A 17,745-nucleotide genomic window follows, 5' to 3' on the forward strand; every position below is an offset into this window, starting at 1 on the left:
CTGTCTATATCGTTAAATAATCTACTTATAGAAAAACTGAATACAAACTTCAAATATAGTGATATAATAAATAAACTGTGTGATGCACCAGAAAAAAGAAAGAAGGGATGTTGTTAATGAGTAGGTTAGAGATCGCTTCGCCTAAGAGAGCCAGAATTGTAATGGAAGGATTGTATAAAGACTTAGAGCGAAGAATTGAATCCAGCCCACCGGGATTATGCCCGGTAGACATGTCACGTGCATTTTTGGAATTATGCCATGCGCAGACATGTGGAAAATGTGTTCCGTGTCGTATAGGGCTGGGACAGTTAAACCATTTTATCAAGGATGTTCTTGATGGAAAAGCAACTATGGAGACATTGGATGTTATGGAGCAGACCGCCTTGTCTATCATGGAGTCAGCCGATTGTGCCATTGGGTATGAAGCTGCAAATATGGTATATAAGGGACTGATCGGATACCGTGATGATTATGTGGAGCATATTAAAAATGGAAGATGTACCTGTACATATAATCAGCCGGTACCGTGTGTATCTTTGTGTCCGGCACATGTAGATATTCCGGGTTACATAGCGCTTGTAGGAGAAGGCAGATATGCAGATGCTATCCGTTTAATCCGAAAAGATAATCCATTTCCAACAACTTGCGGTTTTATCTGTGAGCATCCGTGTGAAGCACGCTGCAGAAGAAATATGGTGGATGATTCCATCAACATTCGTGGTCTCAAGAGGGTGGCTGCTGATTTTGCTGGTGAGGTAGAGCCACCGACATGTGCACCAAGTACAGGAAAGAGAATTGCTGTACTCGGCGGAGGTCCAGGAGGATTAAGTGCAGCTTACTATCTGCAACTGATGGGTCATCAGGCTACGGTATATGAGATGCTTCCAAAACTTGGGGGAATGCTTCGTTATGGAATTCCGAATTATCGTCTGCCTAAGGAAAGATTAGACGAAGATATCAATGCTATTTTAAAGACTGGCGTAGAGGTAAAACATGGTCTTAAGATTGGACAGGATATCACAATTCAAGAACTGAGAGCACAATACGATGCTGTGCTGATTACGATTGGGGCAAGCACAGATAAAAAACTGGGACTGGAAGGGGAAGATGCAGATGGAGTATTATCTGCTGTTCAGTTCCTGAGAAATGTAGGAAAGAACGAGATTATGGACCTGACCGGCAAGGAAGTTGCTGTCATCGGGGGCGGCAATGTTTCTATGGATGCGGTTCGTACGGCAAAACGTCTCGGTGCTAAGAAAGTAAGTATTGTGTATAGAAGAAGAGTTGCAGATATGACAGCTCTTCCAGGAGAAATTGACGGCGCTGTGGCTGAAGGAATCGAACTTCAGACATTAAAAGCACCTGCGTCACTGGATATTGATGAAAATAATCACATCAAAGGTATCTATGTGACTCCGCAGATGGTAAGTGCGATCAAGGATGGACGAGCAAGTATCAAACCGACTGGCGAAGAGGATATTTATATTCCATGCGATGTATTGGTTGTTGCAATTGGTCAGAATATTGAGACACGCCATTTTGAAGAAGCTGGTATTCCGGTAGAACGTGGTAAGATTGTTACAAAGAGCACGGGAACCTTTGAAAATATGCCAGGAGTATTTGCGGGAGGAGACTGCGCAAGCGGACCTGCTTCTGTAATCAAGGCAATTGCCGCAGCGAAGGTCGTAGCGGCTAATATCGACGAATATCTCGGCTATCACCATGAGATTTCCTGTGACGTAGAGATTCCAGAGGCACATCTGGATGACCGTACACCTTGTGGACGCGTGAATCTTACAGAACGTGAAGCTTGTGAAAGAGTCTGTGATTTTGAGGGTGTGGAAAACTGCATGACCGAAAAAGAAGCGAAACAGGAAGCAAGCAGATGTCTGCGGTGTGATCATTTTGGATATGGCATATTTAAGGGAGGCAGAGAGACATTATGGTAAATCTTGTAATTGATGGAAAACAAATATCCGTAAAAGAAAATACCACGATTATGGAGGCTGCCGCTCAAAATGGGATCCATATTCCAAAATTGTGTTATCTGAAAGGAATAAATGAAATCGCAGCCTGTCGTGTATGTGTAGTTGAATTAGAGGGAAAGGATAAACTGATTACCTCATGTAATAATGTTGCTGAGGAAGGTATGGTAATTCATACGAACAGTCCAAAAGTACGCAGGGACAGAAAAACCAATGTAGAGTTGATTTTATCTCAGCATAATTGCCAGTGCGTGGCATGTTCAAGAAGCGGTAACTGTAGTCTTCAGTCAGTTGCCAATGACCTGAATATTATCGATATTCCGTACAAGATGGAGATCGAGAAACAGCCTTGGAATAATAATTTCCCATTGATCCGTGATTCATCCAAATGTATCAAGTGTATGCGTTGTATCCAGGTCTGTGATAAAGTACAGGGATTGAGTGTCTGGGATGTGGAAGGAACCGGATCCAGAACGACTGTAAATGTAGGCGGTCATAAGAATATTCTGGAAGCAGACTGTTCATTGTGCGGTCAGTGTATTACACATTGTCCGGTAGGAGCATTGAGTGAAAGAAATGATACGGAAAAGGTATGGGAAGCAATTGCAGATCCAGATAAAATTGTTGTGGCTCAGGTTGCACCGGCTGTACGTGCTGCATGGGGTGAACAGATTGGACTTGCTCCAGAAGATGCAACCATTGGAAAGATCTTGGATGCCTTGAAGCGTATGGGTGTGGATTACGTGTTTGATACTGTATTTTCAGCTGATCTGACAATCATGGAAGAAGGCCACGAATTCGTTCAACGCTTTACAAGCGGTGAGCTGAAAGAACGCCCGATGTTTACGTCATGCTGCCCAGGATGGATTCGTTTTATTAAAACACAGTATCCACATTTGGTAAAATATTTATCCTCTGCAAAATCACCACAACAGATGTTTGGTGCAGCAATGAAGACCTATTTTGCAGAAAAACTAGGCGTATCACCAGAGAAGATCTATACCGTGTCTGTAATGCCTTGTGTGGCGAAAAAAGGCGAGAGTGAGATGGAGCTGTTCTATGGAGAATATGCAGGACGTGACATAGATACAGTAATCACGACCAGAGAGCTGGTAAGAATGATTCGTTCTGCGCACATCAGCCCTGATACATTGGTAGATATTGAAAGCGACCGCCCGATGCAGGCTGGTACAGGAGCTGGTGTCATCTTTGGAGCAACTGGCGGTGTAATGGAAGCAGCGCTTCGATCCGCATATTATATCATCAAAGGAGAAAATCCACCGGCAGATGCATTTACTGCAGTAAGAAGTCAAGGCTTCAACGAAAATGATGGTGTACAGGAAGCAGATTTCCAGATCAATGATATTACCGTCAGAACCGCTGTTGTAAGCGGTCTTGGCAATACCAGAGCATTGCTTGATAAGATAGAACGAGGAGAAGTACACTACGACTTCGTAGAAGTTATGGCATGTCCAGGAGGCTGCGTAGGCGGAGGCGGACAGCCAATCCATGATGGTGAAGAACTGGCCTTTGAACGCGGCAAGAACCTGTATTATCTGGATGATAATTATGACATTCGATTCTCACATGAGAATCCAGATATCCTTCAAATGTACGAAGAATATTTTGAAAAACCAATGTCACATAAAGCGCATATGCTGTTACATACAGAACATGATGCAAAAATAGTAAATTACGGCAAAGGATTTTAAAAAATAGTTAATAGGGGACGTAGTAAAATTAAAAAATACTACGTCCCCTGTTATTTTTTTTGTCATTATTGTTAAAAAAATATCAAAAACATATTGACAAATAATTAACACACAGTTATACTATGACCATTGAAACGATAGTAACACAGTTACAGGGAGGATAATCAAAATGGCAAAGAAAAAAGAGGCAGTACCAGAGATTATTGATAATGTCGAAGCTCTTGAAGCAAAGATGAAGGCGATGAGAGAAGCACAGAAGATCTTCGCTACATTCACACAGGAGCAGGTAGATAAGATCTTCTTCGAGGCAGCAATGGCAGCAAACAAGATGCGAATTCCTCTTGCAAAACAGGCAGTTGAGGAAACTGGTCGTGGTATCGTGGAAGATAAGGTTATTAAGAATCATTACGCAGCAGAGTATATTTACAATGCTTATAAGAATACCAAGACTTGCGGAGTTATTGAAGAAGACCCAGCATATGGAATTAAGAAGATTGCGGAACCAATTGGCCTTGTAGCGGCAGTTATTCCTACAACTAACCCAACATCAACAGCAATTTTCAAAACATTGATCTGCTTGAAGACCAGAAATGCAATTATCATCAGTCCACATCCGGCAGCAAAAGCCTGTACGATCGCTGCAGCAAAGATTGTTCTGGATGCAGCTGTCAAAGCAGGAGCACCGGAAGGAATTATCGGATGGATTGACGTTCCGTCCCTGGAACTTACCAATACAGTTATGAGAGATGCAGATATTATCCTTGCAACAGGTGGACCTGGAATGGTGAAGGCTGCATACTCTTCAGGAAAACCGGCACTTGGTGTTGGACCTGGAAATACTCCTGTTATTATTGACGAGACAGCAGATATCAAGATGGCAGTAAATTCTATCATTCATTCTAAAACATTTGACAATGGTATGATCTGTGCATCCGAACAGTCTGTAACGGTGCTCGACAGTATCTATGATGAAGTAAAGAAAGAATTTGCATATCGTGGATGCTATTTCCTGAAAAAAGGCGAAGAGCTGGATAAAGTTCGTAAGACTATCATTATCAACGGTGCCTTAAATAATAAGATCCCAGGAAAATCTGCATATGAGATTGCAAAACTCGCAGGTGTAGATGTTCCGGAAGATACCAAGATCTTAATCGGTGAAGTGGAATCCGTTGATATCTCTGAAGAATTTGCGCATGAGAAATTATCTCCGGTACTTGGAATGTACCGAGCAAAAACATTTGATGAAGCCCTTGCAAAAGCTGAACAGTTGGTAGCAGATGGCGGATATGGACATACATCTTCTCTGTATATTCATCCTGCAGAGAAAGAGAAGATTGCAAAACATGCAGAAGCAATGAAGACTTGTCGTATCTTAATCAATACTCCATCTTCTCAGGGCGGTATCGGTGATCTTTATAACTTTAAACTTGCTCCATCTCTTACACTTGGATGTGGTTCTTGGGGAGGCAACTCTGTATCTGAGAACGTAGGTGTAAAACATCTGATCAACATTAAGACGGTCGCAGAGAGGAGAGAAAATATGCTGTGGTTTAGAACACCTGAGAAAGTATACTTTAAGAAAGGCTGTATGCCGGTGGCACTCGATGAACTCGGAACAGTGATGCACAAGAAAAAAGCATTTATCGTAACAGATACCTTCTTATATAAAAATGGTTATGTAAAACCAATTGAAGAGAAATTAGACCAGATGGGAATTCAGCATACATGCTTCTATGAAGTAGCACCAGATCCGACTCTGCAGTGTGCACAAAAAGGAACAGACCAGATGAGAGCATTTGAACCAGATACAATCATCGCACTTGGCGGTGGATCTGCAATGGATGCAGCGAAGATTATGTGGCTGATGTATGAGCATCCAGAAGCAAACTTTGAAGACATGGCTATGGACTTCATGGATATCCGCAAGAGAGTATTTACCTTCCCTAAAATGGGAGAGAAAGCCTACTTTGTTGCAATCCCGACATCTTCTGGTACAGGTTCTGAAGTGACACCATTTGCCATCATCACTGATGCAGAGACAGGCGTAAAATGGCCAATCGCAGATTACGAATTACTTCCAGATATGGCAATCGTCGACGTAGACAATGCAATGACAGCACCAAAAGGACTGACAAGCGCATCCGGTATTGATGTCATGACACACGCAATCGAAGCATACGTATCCATTATGGCAACAGACTTTACAGATGGACTTGCTATGAAAGCCGTTAAGATGGTATTCGATTATCTGCCTTCCGCATATGCAAATGGAGCCAATGACCCAATTGCAAGAGAAAAGATGGCAAATGCATCCTGTATGGCTGGTATGGCATTCGCAAATGCTTTCCTTGGCCTGAACCACTCCATGGCCCACAAACTTGGAGCATTCCATCACTTGCCACACGGTGTCGCAAACGCAGTTCTCCTGACAGAAGTCATGAGATACAATGCAGCAGAAGTTCCGACCAAGATGGGAACATTCTCCCAGTACCAGTATCCACACGCACTTGCAAGATACGCAGAATTAGGACGCTTCGCCGGATGCCAAGGCAAGACAGACGAAGAAGTATTCGAAAACTTCCTCGCAAAACTGGAAGACCTCAAAGAAAAGATCGGAATCAAAAAATCCATCAAAGAATACGGAATCGACGAGAAATACTTCCTCGATACATTGGATGACATGGTTGAACAAGCCTTCAACGACCAGTGTACAGGAGCAAACCCGAGATATCCACTCATGAAAGAAATGAAAGAAATCTATCTGAAGTGTTACTACGGTTAATATTAGGGACGTAGACTTTTTAAAAAAGTCTACGTCCCTAATTGTGTTTTGTGGTGTACCTAAATGGAAAAAGGGGTGTACCCAAATGAATAAAGTTAATTATTTAACAATAAAAATATGCAATAAAAATAAGTTAAAAAAATATCAAATTACTCTTTCCAAATGAAATTTAAGGGTGTATAATGCAGTTAACAAATAAAAGATCGGAAGTATTATACAAGGAGGCACAGCTTATGAAACTTGAAGGAAGTAATTTGATCGTGAAACGTCCGTACAAAGAAGTCTACAAATGCGATAAAGAGATTGTCAAGGTATTCGAGACCACACATCCAAAATCTGCAGTGTTTAATGAGGCGTTGAATACAGTAAGAGTAGAGGAATCAGGATTGGATATTCCGCAACTAAAAGAAGTTACACAGATTGATGGTAAATGGGCTCTGGTTATAGAGTATAAAGAAGGAAAGACTTTGGAAGAGATGATGAAGGTGGACCATGATAATCTGGAAAAATATATGTCGGATTTTGTGGAACTGCAGCTGAAGGTTCAGAGTAAGAAAGCGCCGATGCTTAACAAATTAAAAGATAAACTGGCGAGACAGATTAATGGATTGAAAGAATTAGATGCAACACAGAGGTATGAATTGTTGACGCGTCTGGAGAGTATGCCGAAGCACACTAAGCTTTGTCACGGTGATTTTAATCCAAGTAATGTAATTGTAGGAAAGAATGGCAAGATGACGGTTGTTGACTGGGCGCATGCGACCCAGGGAAATGCCAGTGCGGATGCAGCTATGACTTATCTTCTTTTTGCACTGAAAGATCAGGATGCAGCTGACCTCTATATGAAGCTTTTCTGCAAGAAGAGTGACACTGCAAAGCAGTATGTACAGCAATGGCTTCCAATCGTAGCAGCATCACAGTTAGAAAAAGATAATGAGTTGGAAAAAGATTTCCTCATGAAATGGATTGACGTTATGGATTATCAATAGCCATGTTGAATAAAATGGAATAAAGTAAAATAGAATAAAGTAAAAGAGAGAGGATGCAGAAAATAAATTCCATATCCTCTCTCTTAAGTTATATGATGATATATATTATCTATCTGTGAAGTTAATAAGCAAGATAAAAATATCATATTAAAATATCATATCAAGATATTAATAAAATACATTTCCGCCAATATTAATTCCCTGAATTCCAGAACCTGCATAATTGAAGCTATAGCAATGAAGAACCGCAGAGTGTCGTGCACCGCCCAGGGCAGCCTGTGCAACAGAATATGCTGTTGAGGATGGCCCTTTTGCAAGGACACGCTCCAGAGAACCATTCCAGGTAGGACTAAATTGTCCAGACTGATAGATGACACCGCGTAAGGTGCTTGGATAACTCGGGCTGGCAACACGGTTCATGATAACCGTTGCTACAGCTAACATACCATCATAGCTATTACCGGCCTCACATTGAAGTAAAGCGGCAAACAAAGCTACATCTGAGGTGGAAGCATCGATTGGATTTCCTCCGTTGGTAGTTGAACCTGAAGAACCATTGTTGTTCTGACCACCATTGCCAGGCGATGTGACGGAACCTGCAATCTGGTTATTCTGTGCAGTTTTGCTTGCTTCCTCAGCGGCACGTGCACGGTCTAGCTGTTCTTTATAATCATCCAATTGTCCGGAAGTAGAAGCAATCTTTGAGTTGAGCTCTTCTTCTTTTGCGGTCAGATCACTTTGCATCTGTGCAAGCTCTTCCTGCTTTGCAGTCAGATCCTCTTGTTTTTTTTCTACATTGACACGAACCTCTTTTAACTCGTCCAACATATGTCTGTCATACTCACTGATAGTTGAGACATATTCTGCCTTATTCAGAAAATCAGCCATATCTTCTGAAGAAAATAATATCTGCAATAAAGAAACATTGCCACCTTCATACATGAATTTGATTCTATCTTTCATGGAATCATACTGCAGTTCTTCATTTAATTGAGCTGCGGCCAAATCCAGCTTGGCTTTCTCGACCTCAGCTGATAAGTCCTCAATCTGAGCTGCGGCAGAGTCCAACTCAGCGCTTAGAGCAGATAATTGGCTGTTCAAATCATCTAACTGATCTTGTAATCCACCAGTCGTTATCTCCAATTCATCAGCAGAAGGCGCTGCGAATACCGGAATATTTGTAGAAGCAATTGTTACGGTGGAGATAGCAATTGCTATGAGTGACCGTAATATACGTTTCTTTTTTGGGTTTATCATATTCATATCCTTTCTATCTACGATAAGTGCACAACATATTATACAACAAATTGCTTTATAAAGCAAACTTTGTTAGAATAGAATATAGAATTTAAGATTGAGAGGAATGCATATGAAAAAATATGAAGAAGAGCATTATAAATATGACAATATAAAAAAACATATTTATCCTTGGATAAAAGAAGAACTTACAGATACACAGGCCTTGAATGGCAAGAGGATTTCTGAACAGGATACTCCTGTTGTGGCATTTATCGGTGATTTGAAGATTATATTTGTTATTAAAAGAAGCGATGAAGCATATGAAGTTCTAAAGGATAATATGCTTCCGCCGGAATGCGATATTGAGGAATTATATCACATTGCTTGTGAGAATTTGAACAGAGATGTAGAATTTGTCATTGCAAATACCTGGTATGGCGGATTTGCGATTATTGCGGATGGACACTATGAAGCAAGTGCGTTATGCTTTAAACATATCTGGCGGGTCTGTGTAGACAAATTAAAAGACGATCTGATCATTATGGTGCCGGCAAAGGATACGCTCCTATTTGCACCAGCCGGACAGAAACAGGTTGTAGAAAAGTTAATCGAACATGGAGAACAGGCGTATGAACAGGCTCAGAATAAGATTAGCAGATCGCTGATGTTATTTTCAAAAGATAGAAAGGAATTATCTGCATATGAGAAGTAAGATAAAATTAATAGCGCTTGATCTGGACGGAACGCTCCTGACTTCAGAGAAAAAGATTACGCCGTATACAGAAAAGGTATTGAAGGATGCGGCGGCACAGGGAATTATTGTGATGCCGGCGACCGGAAGACCAATCAGTGGAATCCCCAATGAATTATTTGATATTCTTGATTTTAAGTATGCGGTAACCGCCAACGGGGGAAGAATCATTGATGTGAGACAGAACAAGGCAATCTATGAGTGCCCCGTTCCATTAGAAACAGCAAGAATGCTTCTGGACATATTTGAACATTATGATACGTTAAGAGAGATTTATTACGATGGAAAGGGATATGCCGAGAAAGATGCATTGGAAGCTATTGATCGTTATCTTGAAGAGGCGCCGATGGCAGATTATCTGGTGAAGACCCGAATCGCAGTACCTGATATTTGTGCAAAGTTTGAGGAGGAGAACAGGGGAAGTGACAAGGTACAGGCAATATTTGCGAATATAGAAGATCGCAATGCAGCACTGGAAGAATTAAAAGCAATACCGGATATAGAGGTTACAGGTGCATTGACTAAGAATATAGAGGTTAATGCAGCAGGTGTCAGTAAAGGAAATGCTTTGATGCAGCTCGGAAATATTCTTGGAATTAATAGGGAAGAAATTATGGCATTTGGAGATGGATCGAATGATTTGAGCATGATACATAAGGCAGGTATTGGTGTTGCGATGCTTAATGGAACTGAAGAGGTAAGAGCAGCGGCAGATTATGTGACGACACTGTCGAATGACGAAGATGGAGTTGCACATTTTATAGAAGAGCATGTGCTGCAGTAAGAAAAGGAGAGAAAAATGTTAGATGTATTAAAAGTAATCATTCTGGGAATTGTTGAAGGTATTACGGAGTGGCTTCCTGTCAGCAGTACAGGGCATTTGATTCTGGTAGGGGATCTGCTTTCGCCAAGTATGAGCGATGAATTTATGGAAATGTTTAATGTTGTGATTCAATTGGGAGCGATTATGGCAGTCGTAGTTCTGTATTTTCATAAATTGAACCCATTCTCGCCAAAGAAAACCCAGAAGCAGAAGATGCTTACCTGGCAGATGTGGATTAAGGTATTGATTGCATCTGTTCCAGCTGCAGTGATAGGATTGTTGTTTAATGATATTTTAGATGAGATATTCTATAAACCATTGCCTGTAGCAGTTATGTTGATTGTCTATGGTATTCTCTTTATAATTGTAGAAAATCGGAATGCAGGAAGAAGAGCAACTGTAAGAAGAATCTCAGAGTTGACGGTTCCCATGCTTCTGTGGATTGGATTTTTTCAAATGTTAGCGTTAATTCCTGGAACTTCCAGATCAGGGGCAACGATTATCGGAGCTTTACTGATTGGTATCTCCAGAGAAGTGGCTGCGGAATTTACCTTCTTTCTTGCAATTCCGGTCATGTTTGGTGCAAGCTTCCTGAAGTTAGTAAAATTTGGGCTCCACTTTACAGGTTCAGAATTGGGACTTTTGCTCCTGGGATGTCTGGTGTCATTTGGATTATCGATTGTTGCAATCAAGTTTCTGATGGGATATATCAAGAAGCATGATTTCAAAGTGTTTGGATACTACAGAATTGTACTGGGAGCTTTGATTATTCTCGTGACGATTGTTAAGGCATTTCTTGCATAAAAATTTATCCATAGTCAAGTGGATTTTTCCTGTAAAATATGTGGAAAAATCCACTTGTTTTTTATGGAAAATATGATAAAATATGAACTAGCTTGTATTTTTATGCAGAATAATAAATAAAGCAAATTGGAGGAGATTAGGTATGAAACTGAAAAAAATAGTTAGTGTATTATTAGTAGCTGCATGTGTATTCTCATTGGCAGCATGTGGATCTAAGAAAGATTCTGGAGAATCTGAGGATGGTGGCAAGGCTGACAAATTGGTAATGGCTACCAACGCAGAATTCCCACCGTATGAATACCATGAGGGTGATGAAATTGTTGGAATCGATGCTGAGATTGCAGAAGCTATTGCAGAAGAACTTGGCATGGAACTAGAGATTGAAGATATGGCATTTGATTCTATCATTCCGGCTGTTACAGCAGGAAAAGCTGATATAGGTGTTGCTGGTATGACTGTTACGGAAGACCGTAAGGAAAGTGTAGACTTTTCAGAGCCATATGCAACAGCAACGCAGGTTGTTATTGTAAAAGAGGACAGCGATATTGCAGGACCAGACGATCTGGTAGGAAAGAAAGTCGGTGTACAGTTAGGAACAACAGGTGATATCTGTGCAAGTGATATCGAAGATGCAACTGTTGAGCAGTATAACAAAGGTTTTGAAGCGGTTCAGGCATTGACACAGGGCAAGATCGATGCAGTTGTAATCGATGGTCAGCCTGCAAAAGAGTTTGTAAAAGAAGCAGAAGGTCTTAAGATCTTAGATGAAGCATTTACAGAAGAGGAATATGCAATTGCAATCGCAAAAGACAATACAGAGTTGAAAGACCAGATCAACGATGCTCTTGCAAAGTTAAAAGATTCTGGTAAGTTAGACGAAATCATTGGAAAATACATTAAAGCAGACGCTGAATAATCAGAGAGTAAGGATGTAGGGATATGTTACAGACATTTCAAGATAAGTTTTATCTTAATTTTATAAAAGATGACCGTTGGAAATATATCTGGGATGGATTAGGTATTACACTTCAAGTAACGTTTTTTGCCGTCCTGATCGGAATTGTATTGGGATTTCTGGTAGCTGTAGTCCGCTCTACTTGTGATAAGACAGGAAAACTTAAGATTTTGAACGCAATTTGTAAGCTTTATCTTACTGTAATCCGTGGAACACCAGTTGTTGTACAGCTGTTGATCATTTATTTCGTTATCTTTGGAAGTATGGATATCAGCAAGGTAATTGTTGCAGTAATGGCGTTCGGGTTAAATTCGGGAGCGTACGTGGCAGAGATCTTCCGTTCGGGAATTATGTCTGTAGACAGCGGGCAGTTCGAAGCAGGAAGAAGTCTTGGATTTAATTACGCCCAGACTATGATGTATATTATAATGCCGCAGGCATTTAAGAATGTTTTGCCGGCTTTGGGAAATGAGTTCATTGTACTTTTGAAAGAGACGTCTGTATCTGGTTATATTGCCCTGCAGGATCTTACCAAAGGCGGAGATATCATCAGAAGTCGTACATATGACGCTTTTATGCCTTTGATTGCTGTTGCATTGATCTATCTTGCAATGGTACTTATATTTACAAAGCTTGTAAATATTCTGGAAAGGAGATTAAGAAGCAGTGACCACTAATCAAGGAGATACTTTAATTAAGGTAGAAGGATTACATAAGATCTTCGGGGAACTGCATGCGCTTAACGGAGTTTCCGAGGAGATAAAGAAAGGGGAGGTAGTAGTAATCGTTGGACCGTCAGGTTCTGGAAAATCTACTTTCCTGCGTTCATTGAATCTGTTGGAAGTACCTTCCAGAGGCCATGTGTATTTTGAAGGTGTAGATATAACAGATAAAAATGTAGACATTAATAAGCATCGTCAGAAGATGGGAATGGTATTCCAGCACTTTAATCTGTTCCCGCATAAGACGATTCTGCAGAATATTACGCTGGCACCAATCAAGCTTCTTGGACAGAAGACAGAAGATGCGCAGAAGCGGGCAATGGAACTGTTGGAATTGGTTGGGCTGCAGGAAAAAGCAAATGCTTATCCATCTCAATTATCGGGTGGACAGAAGCAGCGTATTGCAATCATCCGTTCTCTGGCAATGGATCCAGATGTTATGCTTTTTGATGAGCCGACATCAGCCCTTGATCCAGAGATGGTTGGTGAAGTTCTGGAGTTGATGAAGCAGCTTGCGAAAGATGGAATGACGATGGTGGTAGTGACCCATGAGATGGGATTTGCCAAAGAAGTTGCTTCCAGAGTTATTTTTATGGATGAAGGACAGATCAAAGAACAGGGAACTCCGAAAGAGTTCTTTGAACATCCGAAGGATCCCAGACTTCAGGAGTTCTTATCGAAGATATTGTAATAGAATATGATATGTTAAAAGGATATCTTACAAAATGAGATGTCCTTTTTTATATAAAATTGACTATTATTATAAGTGAACCCGAATATAGACATTAACGATTGGACAGAGATTTTTATCTTTAATATAATAAAATTAATATCTAAAAGTGCTTTTAGAGTGGTAAATGATGTCGCAAAATGGGGGCATATATACATGAAAGAGAATTTTGACTTAAATGTGTGTTACAGAAAAGTATTTGAAATAATAAGTACAGAATGTAATATGCAAAAAGTAATCAACAGTATTGCGGATTATGCAGAAGTGTCTTTTTTGGTAGTGGATATTGGAGGAAAAGTACTGGCCGCTTCTGGTAAAAAACAGGATATGGGATATCTGTCAGAACAAGAGATTGATTATAATGATTCTATGATTAAAATTATCACTAAATGTATAGAATGTCAAAATAAGAATGAACAAAAAACATCTACTTATATAGAAGATGATGGAGAGTATAAAGTAGTTAATTCTATAGAAGTCAAAGGAAATACGGAAGGCTTTTGCATCGAAATAATTTCTTCAGATGCAGATATGTCAGAAGATGAAAAAGAGTTGATTTGTCAGGTAAATGACATTACCTGTCAGGCGTTGGGAATGGTGCTTGAACGTTATGGAACACAGGTCCATTATCATTCATCTACCCTTAGACGAATGATTGCAAGAAGCTTGTTTGAAGGAGAAACTGAAGAACGGTTGAGACTTAAGGGTATGCAGGAAATGTATGATGCATATGTAAAAGCACCGTTTATTGTTGCCACTCTGGAATTAAAAAAAGATAGCATGGTTTGTCTTCAGAAAGCCGGAAATCAGATAATAGATGTATATCATAATTCATTTGTATATATTAAGGAACGTACATTGAGTGTATTATTTTGCGATATTCATCTGGAAGAGACAAAAGGAATTATACGACATATTTTAGATAAAATCTGCGAGAAGTATGATATGCTCTGTGGATTTAGTGATGTATTTGAAAAAATTGAACTGATTGATAAAAAAAGTTTTATGGTCTTAAGAGCGCTTGAGATTGGGCGAAAAGTGGAACCAGATAAGAGACTGTATATGGAATATGATTACTATATTCAGATTGTATGTTCCTGTGCAGCACCTTATATTGGAAAAGCGAGATATCTGGAACATGAGCTTTTGCAATTGAAATTTGAAGATGAAGCGAAAGGGACTGAATTTTATAATACATTAAAAGAATATCTGCTTCATGGCAATAATGTAAGTATGACATCCAAGAAATTATATATTCACCGGAATACGATGATCTATAGGCTTGGGAAGATTAATGAAATATTGGATGTAGATATTAATGATCCAGTAGTTTCCAGGCGATTAATGCTCAGTATTATGCTTCAGGAGCAGGAGGAGAGCATGTGATTGTGCAGTTTGCATAATTGAGAGAACGATGTTTGTATGGAGAATAATTGGAATTTTGGGAAGCATATGCTAAGATAAAAGTGATAATGTGTGAGGAGAGTTAATATGAATATTATTAAAGAGCTTCCTGAGATTTTTGAAGAGTTTGCAGAGCAAAAAAAACAGTCTTTTTTAACTATAAAAGAATTTAAAGAAAAGGGAACCCCTATAATAGGAGCGTATTGCTCTTACTTTCCGCGTGAAATAGCAATTGCTATGGGAGCTGTGCCGGTAGGATTATGCTCGTCATCTGAAGAAACAGTTCAGATTGCAGAGAGTATATTGCCGAAAAATATTTGCCCCTTAATTAAATCTAGCTATGGATATGCAATTTCTGACAGATGTCCGTATTTTCATTTTTCTGATCTCGTTGTTGGAGAGACGACATGCGACGGAAAGAAAAAGATGTATGAGATGATGGCGGAATTTAAGGATGTCTTTGTGATGGAACTTCCCAATATTCAGTCTGAAAAAGGACTTGAATTGTGGAAGCAGGAGATTATCCGTCTGAAAAATTATTTGGAAGAAAAATTTCAAGTTGTTATTACGGAAGATGATATAAAGCATGCAATTCAGATTGAAAATCGACGAAGGATAGCGTTGAAGCGTTTGTATGAAGTCATGAAATTGGATCCAGTTCCAGTTATGGGGATGGAATTGCTTGATGTACTATATGGAAGCAAGTATAAGTTGAATCTGGAGAAAGTTTCGGAAGAATTGGACGCTTTGACGAATCAGATTCTGGAAGAGTATGAAGAGAAACCAAAGAAGGAACATCGTCCAAGAATACTGATAACAGGATGTCCAATTGGTGGAGATTCGAAAAAAGTCGTGAAAGCAATTGAGAATAATGGCGGTGTAGTTGTTGCTTTTGAAAATTGTACAGGTGCAAAAGTAATTGATAAATTAGTAGATGAGAATAATCCGGATGTATATGATGCGATCGCAAAAAAGTATTTTTATATTGGGTGTGCGATTATGACGCCAAATGATAATCGTATTGAGTTGTTAGGCCGGATGATCGATGACTTTAAAGTCGATGGAGTTGTGGAGATGATTTTGTCGGGATGTCATTCTGTTCAGATGGAATCAATTAGTGTCCGTAACTTTGTCAATGAAGAAAAGCATATTCCATATCTTGATATTGTTACGGATTATTCGCAAGGGGATATTGGACAGTTGAACACAAGGATGGCGGCATTTATTGAAATGCTCCGTATGAAATAATAATATAATAGATTTGGATGCTCACCATTTCGGTGAGCATTTTTTTCTTTATAGGAAATTTCTCAAATCGTTAAATATGATGTATAATAAGTTTGAATCAAAAAGGACATAACAAAAGAGCGAAGATGTGGACTTCGCGATGACGTTGATTATGGAGTTTTTTGTTGTTTTTTAAATGCACTATTTGACGATGTAGAAAGATGGTGGTGTGTGGAGTCATCCATATCCCATTACCTTTCGATATTGTTCAAATAGTGCAATTTTTTTGTGGTAAACCTCGAGTACGAGCATAGAGGAACCGCATTTAGGACAATTTAAAGGATCATATCCAAAGGTGAGTAAGATTGAACTGCGCCAATCTAAAAGAGAACGGAAGTATTTACGCTTTTCGGGAGAGATACATCGCCGTAGTTTCTTTTCGTGCTTATGATGTTTTGCGTAGATACCGTAATATCGAAGCATTTTAAAATGTTTTTCAGGAATGTGAATGATGAGTCTTTTGATGAAATCCAAAGCAGGAACACATTCGGTGATTGTTTGATTGTCTTCATGTCTAGTGTAATGAAAGGTTACAGTATTACCGTCATAATCATCGATGCGGGAAGTGGCGATGACCGGACGACCAAGATAACGACTAATATATTTGATTGTGATATCTGGGGTGCAAAGATTAGGTTTGGCACGAACATAAAAGCCATCGGAATGGTTTTTGTAAATATCATTTTTAACTTTGCGAAAAGAAGGGCCTAATTTTTCTGTAAGTCTTTCAAGAAGAACTTTACGAAAAGCGATACGAAGGAAAGTGAAATCAAAGTGTTTAACAGTTCTCCAAACAGTAATGTTACCAGAACCTCCTTCAGAGATGAGAGCATGGATATGCGGATTCCATTTGAGATCACGGCCGAAAGTGTGGAGAACACAGATGAAGCCAGGAGTGAAGCATTCAGATTTATTCATCTTAAAGAACATACGAAGAACAACGTCTCTAACAGAAGAAAAGAGACAGTTTAAAAGAGAACGATCTTTGAGGAAATAGATACGAAGTTCTTCGGGAATGGTGAAAACGCAATGGCGATGAACACACGAAACTAACTTGCAAGACATGTGAAAAGAACGTTTGAGGTTATACATGTTTCCGCAAGAAGGGCAAAACCGAGATTTGCAACGGAAAGGAACGAATTTTAGTTCACCACAATCAGGACAAGCGAAAAAAGCGCCGCCATAAGATGGGTCGCCACAGTGAATCATCTTAGAAATGTTTTCAATCTCGGTCTGACGAGGATGAAGTTCATAAATAATATGCTCGTAATAATCGGTAAAAATAGTTTGTAATATATTGCTCATAGCGTTATTTTACAGTATAGAAACACAAAGAAAAACCCCAACCCCTCATGATTGAGGGGCAGGGGAGCTGAGAGTGTGCTCAGCACACTTTTTTACTTTGGGAAATTGTAGTTTATATAGATAATAAAAATAAATTAAAGAATATATAGATTATATAAATAATATAACCAAATATTAATGCGTAAAATTGTGCGCAATGCACAATAGAATGACAAAATATTGGAATTGTAGATGATGAAACTAAAGGCTTATTTCAA

The 17,745-nt window shown here is 39.5% G+C and carries 14 protein-coding genes; 12 read left to right on the forward strand and 2 right to left on the reverse strand.

What is annotated here, in order from left to right; all coding sequences use genetic code 11:
• Nucleotides 1-116: 116 nt before the first annotated feature.
• The 4 genes from ACQRBH_RS11570 (at nucleotide 117) to ACQRBH_RS11585 (ending at nucleotide 7,468) form a co-directional block, all read left to right on the forward strand.
• The gene (locus ACQRBH_RS11570; protein WP_427742611.1) at nucleotides 117-1,949 is read left to right on the forward strand and encodes an NAD(P)-binding protein; all 1,833 of its coding nucleotides are present in this window, start codon (nucleotides 117-119) and stop codon (nucleotides 1,947-1,949) included.
• Nucleotides 1,943-3,697 (forward strand): [FeFe] hydrogenase, group A, encoded by a 1,755-nt coding sequence (locus ACQRBH_RS11575; protein ID WP_427761806.1) that lies wholly within the window; start codon nucleotides 1,943-1,945, stop codon nucleotides 3,695-3,697. Before ACQRBH_RS11570 ends, ACQRBH_RS11575 begins: the two co-directional genes overlap by 7 nt.
• A 169-nt stretch (nucleotides 3,698-3,866) precedes the next feature.
• Nucleotides 3,867-6,479: a bifunctional acetaldehyde-CoA/alcohol dehydrogenase gene (adhE, locus tag ACQRBH_RS11580; protein ID WP_427761807.1), complete on the forward strand. Its 2,613-nt coding sequence runs from the start codon at nucleotides 3,867-3,869 to the stop codon at nucleotides 6,477-6,479.
• Nucleotides 6,480-6,712: 233 nt separating this feature from the next.
• Entirely contained in the window at nucleotides 6,713-7,468 is a 756-nt protein-coding gene (locus tag ACQRBH_RS11585; protein ID WP_427761808.1) for a phosphotransferase, read from the forward strand.
• Between the two features lie 168 nt (nucleotides 7,469-7,636).
• Here the strand turns inward: ACQRBH_RS11585 and ACQRBH_RS11590 are convergent, their stop codons facing one another.
• Nucleotides 7,637-8,725 (reverse strand): cell wall hydrolase, encoded by a 1,089-nt coding sequence (locus tag ACQRBH_RS11590; protein ID WP_427761810.1) that lies wholly within the window; start codon nucleotides 8,723-8,725, stop codon nucleotides 7,637-7,639.
• A gap of 112 nt (nucleotides 8,726-8,837) precedes the next feature.
• On the opposite strand from ACQRBH_RS11590, the gene ACQRBH_RS11595 reads away from it, so the two are divergent.
• From ACQRBH_RS11595 to ACQRBH_RS11630, 8 genes are all read left to right on the forward strand, one after another.
• Nucleotides 8,838-9,419 carry a hypothetical protein gene (locus ACQRBH_RS11595; RefSeq protein WP_427761811.1) on the forward strand — a complete coding sequence of 194 codons (582 nt, stop codon included), beginning with the start codon at nucleotides 8,838-8,840 and terminating at the stop codon, nucleotides 9,417-9,419.
• Complete coding sequence (locus ACQRBH_RS11600) at nucleotides 9,409-10,242, forward strand: Cof-type HAD-IIB family hydrolase (protein WP_427761812.1); 834 nt, start codon at nucleotides 9,409-9,411, stop codon at nucleotides 10,240-10,242. The genes ACQRBH_RS11595 and ACQRBH_RS11600 overlap by 11 nt, the downstream gene beginning before the upstream one ends.
• A 15-nt stretch (nucleotides 10,243-10,257) precedes the next feature.
• On the forward strand, nucleotides 10,258-11,085 hold the full coding sequence (locus tag ACQRBH_RS11605) for an undecaprenyl-diphosphate phosphatase (protein WP_427761814.1): 828 nt from the start codon (nucleotides 10,258-10,260) through the stop codon (nucleotides 11,083-11,085).
• 142 nt (nucleotides 11,086-11,227) lie between these two features.
• Nucleotides 11,228-12,001: a transporter substrate-binding domain-containing protein gene (locus tag ACQRBH_RS11610; protein ID WP_427761815.1), complete on the forward strand. Its 774-nt coding sequence runs from the start codon at nucleotides 11,228-11,230 to the stop codon at nucleotides 11,999-12,001.
• Nucleotides 12,002-12,024: 23 nt separating this feature from the next.
• Nucleotides 12,025-12,717, forward strand: a complete 693-nt coding sequence (locus ACQRBH_RS11615; protein ID WP_427761816.1) for an amino acid ABC transporter permease — start codon at nucleotides 12,025-12,027, stop codon at nucleotides 12,715-12,717.
• Nucleotides 12,707-13,453 carry an amino acid ABC transporter ATP-binding protein gene (locus ACQRBH_RS11620; protein WP_328282621.1) on the forward strand — a complete coding sequence of 249 codons (747 nt, stop codon included), beginning with the start codon at nucleotides 12,707-12,709 and terminating at the stop codon, nucleotides 13,451-13,453. Before ACQRBH_RS11615 ends, ACQRBH_RS11620 begins: the two co-directional genes overlap by 11 nt.
• A gap of 195 nt (nucleotides 13,454-13,648) precedes the next feature.
• The gene (locus ACQRBH_RS11625; RefSeq protein ID WP_427761817.1) at nucleotides 13,649-14,878 is read left to right on the forward strand and encodes a PucR family transcriptional regulator; all 1,230 of its coding nucleotides are present in this window, start codon (nucleotides 13,649-13,651) and stop codon (nucleotides 14,876-14,878) included.
• 105 nt (nucleotides 14,879-14,983) lie between these two features.
• Nucleotides 14,984-16,144: a double-cubane-cluster-containing anaerobic reductase gene (locus ACQRBH_RS11630; protein ID WP_427761818.1), complete on the forward strand. Its 1,161-nt coding sequence runs from the start codon at nucleotides 14,984-14,986 to the stop codon at nucleotides 16,142-16,144.
• Between the two features lie 216 nt (nucleotides 16,145-16,360).
• Here ACQRBH_RS11630 and ACQRBH_RS11635 read toward each other — a convergent pair whose 3' ends face one another.
• Nucleotides 16,361-17,488, reverse strand: coding sequence for an IS91 family transposase (locus ACQRBH_RS11635; RefSeq protein WP_427761819.1), 1,128 nt, complete (start codon nucleotides 17,486-17,488; stop codon nucleotides 16,361-16,363).
• Between the last annotated feature and the right edge of the window lie 257 nt (nucleotides 17,489-17,745).

The organism is Bariatricus sp. SGI.161 (genome assembly GCF_050313695.1).
In the GTDB taxonomy this organism is placed as follows: domain Bacteria; phylum Bacillota; class Clostridia; order Lachnospirales; family Lachnospiraceae; genus JAFBIX01.

What these genes read in the sequence shown, in the direction of transcription:
- ACQRBH_RS11570 (WP_427742611.1), top strand. Translation starts at nt 117, where the DNA reads ATGAGTAGGTTAGAGATCGCTTCGCCTAAGAGAGCCAGAATTGTAATG.
- ACQRBH_RS11575 (WP_427761806.1), top strand. Translation starts at nt 1,943, where the DNA reads ATGGTAAATCTTGTAATTGATGGAAAACAAATATCCGTAAAAGAAAAT.
- adhE (WP_427761807.1), top strand. Translation starts at nt 3,867, where the DNA reads ATGGCAAAGAAAAAAGAGGCAGTACCAGAGATTATTGATAATGTCGAA.
- ACQRBH_RS11585 (WP_427761808.1), top strand. Translation starts at nt 6,713, where the DNA reads ATGAAACTTGAAGGAAGTAATTTGATCGTGAAACGTCCGTACAAAGAA.
- ACQRBH_RS11590 (WP_427761810.1), bottom strand. Translation starts at nt 8,725, where the DNA reads ATGATAAACCCAAAAAAGAAACGTATATTACGGTCACTCATAGCAATT.
- ACQRBH_RS11595 (WP_427761811.1), top strand. Translation starts at nt 8,838, where the DNA reads ATGAAAAAATATGAAGAAGAGCATTATAAATATGACAATATAAAAAAA.
- ACQRBH_RS11600 (WP_427761812.1), top strand. Translation starts at nt 9,409, where the DNA reads ATGAGAAGTAAGATAAAATTAATAGCGCTTGATCTGGACGGAACGCTC.
- ACQRBH_RS11605 (WP_427761814.1), top strand. Translation starts at nt 10,258, where the DNA reads ATGTTAGATGTATTAAAAGTAATCATTCTGGGAATTGTTGAAGGTATT.
- ACQRBH_RS11610 (WP_427761815.1), top strand. Translation starts at nt 11,228, where the DNA reads ATGAAACTGAAAAAAATAGTTAGTGTATTATTAGTAGCTGCATGTGTA.
- ACQRBH_RS11615 (WP_427761816.1), top strand. Translation starts at nt 12,025, where the DNA reads ATGTTACAGACATTTCAAGATAAGTTTTATCTTAATTTTATAAAAGAT.
- ACQRBH_RS11625 (WP_427761817.1), top strand. Translation starts at nt 13,649, where the DNA reads ATGAAAGAGAATTTTGACTTAAATGTGTGTTACAGAAAAGTATTTGAA.
- ACQRBH_RS11630 (WP_427761818.1), top strand. Translation starts at nt 14,984, where the DNA reads ATGAATATTATTAAAGAGCTTCCTGAGATTTTTGAAGAGTTTGCAGAG.
- ACQRBH_RS11635 (WP_427761819.1), bottom strand. Translation starts at nt 17,488, where the DNA reads ATGAGCAATATATTACAAACTATTTTTACCGATTATTACGAGCATATT.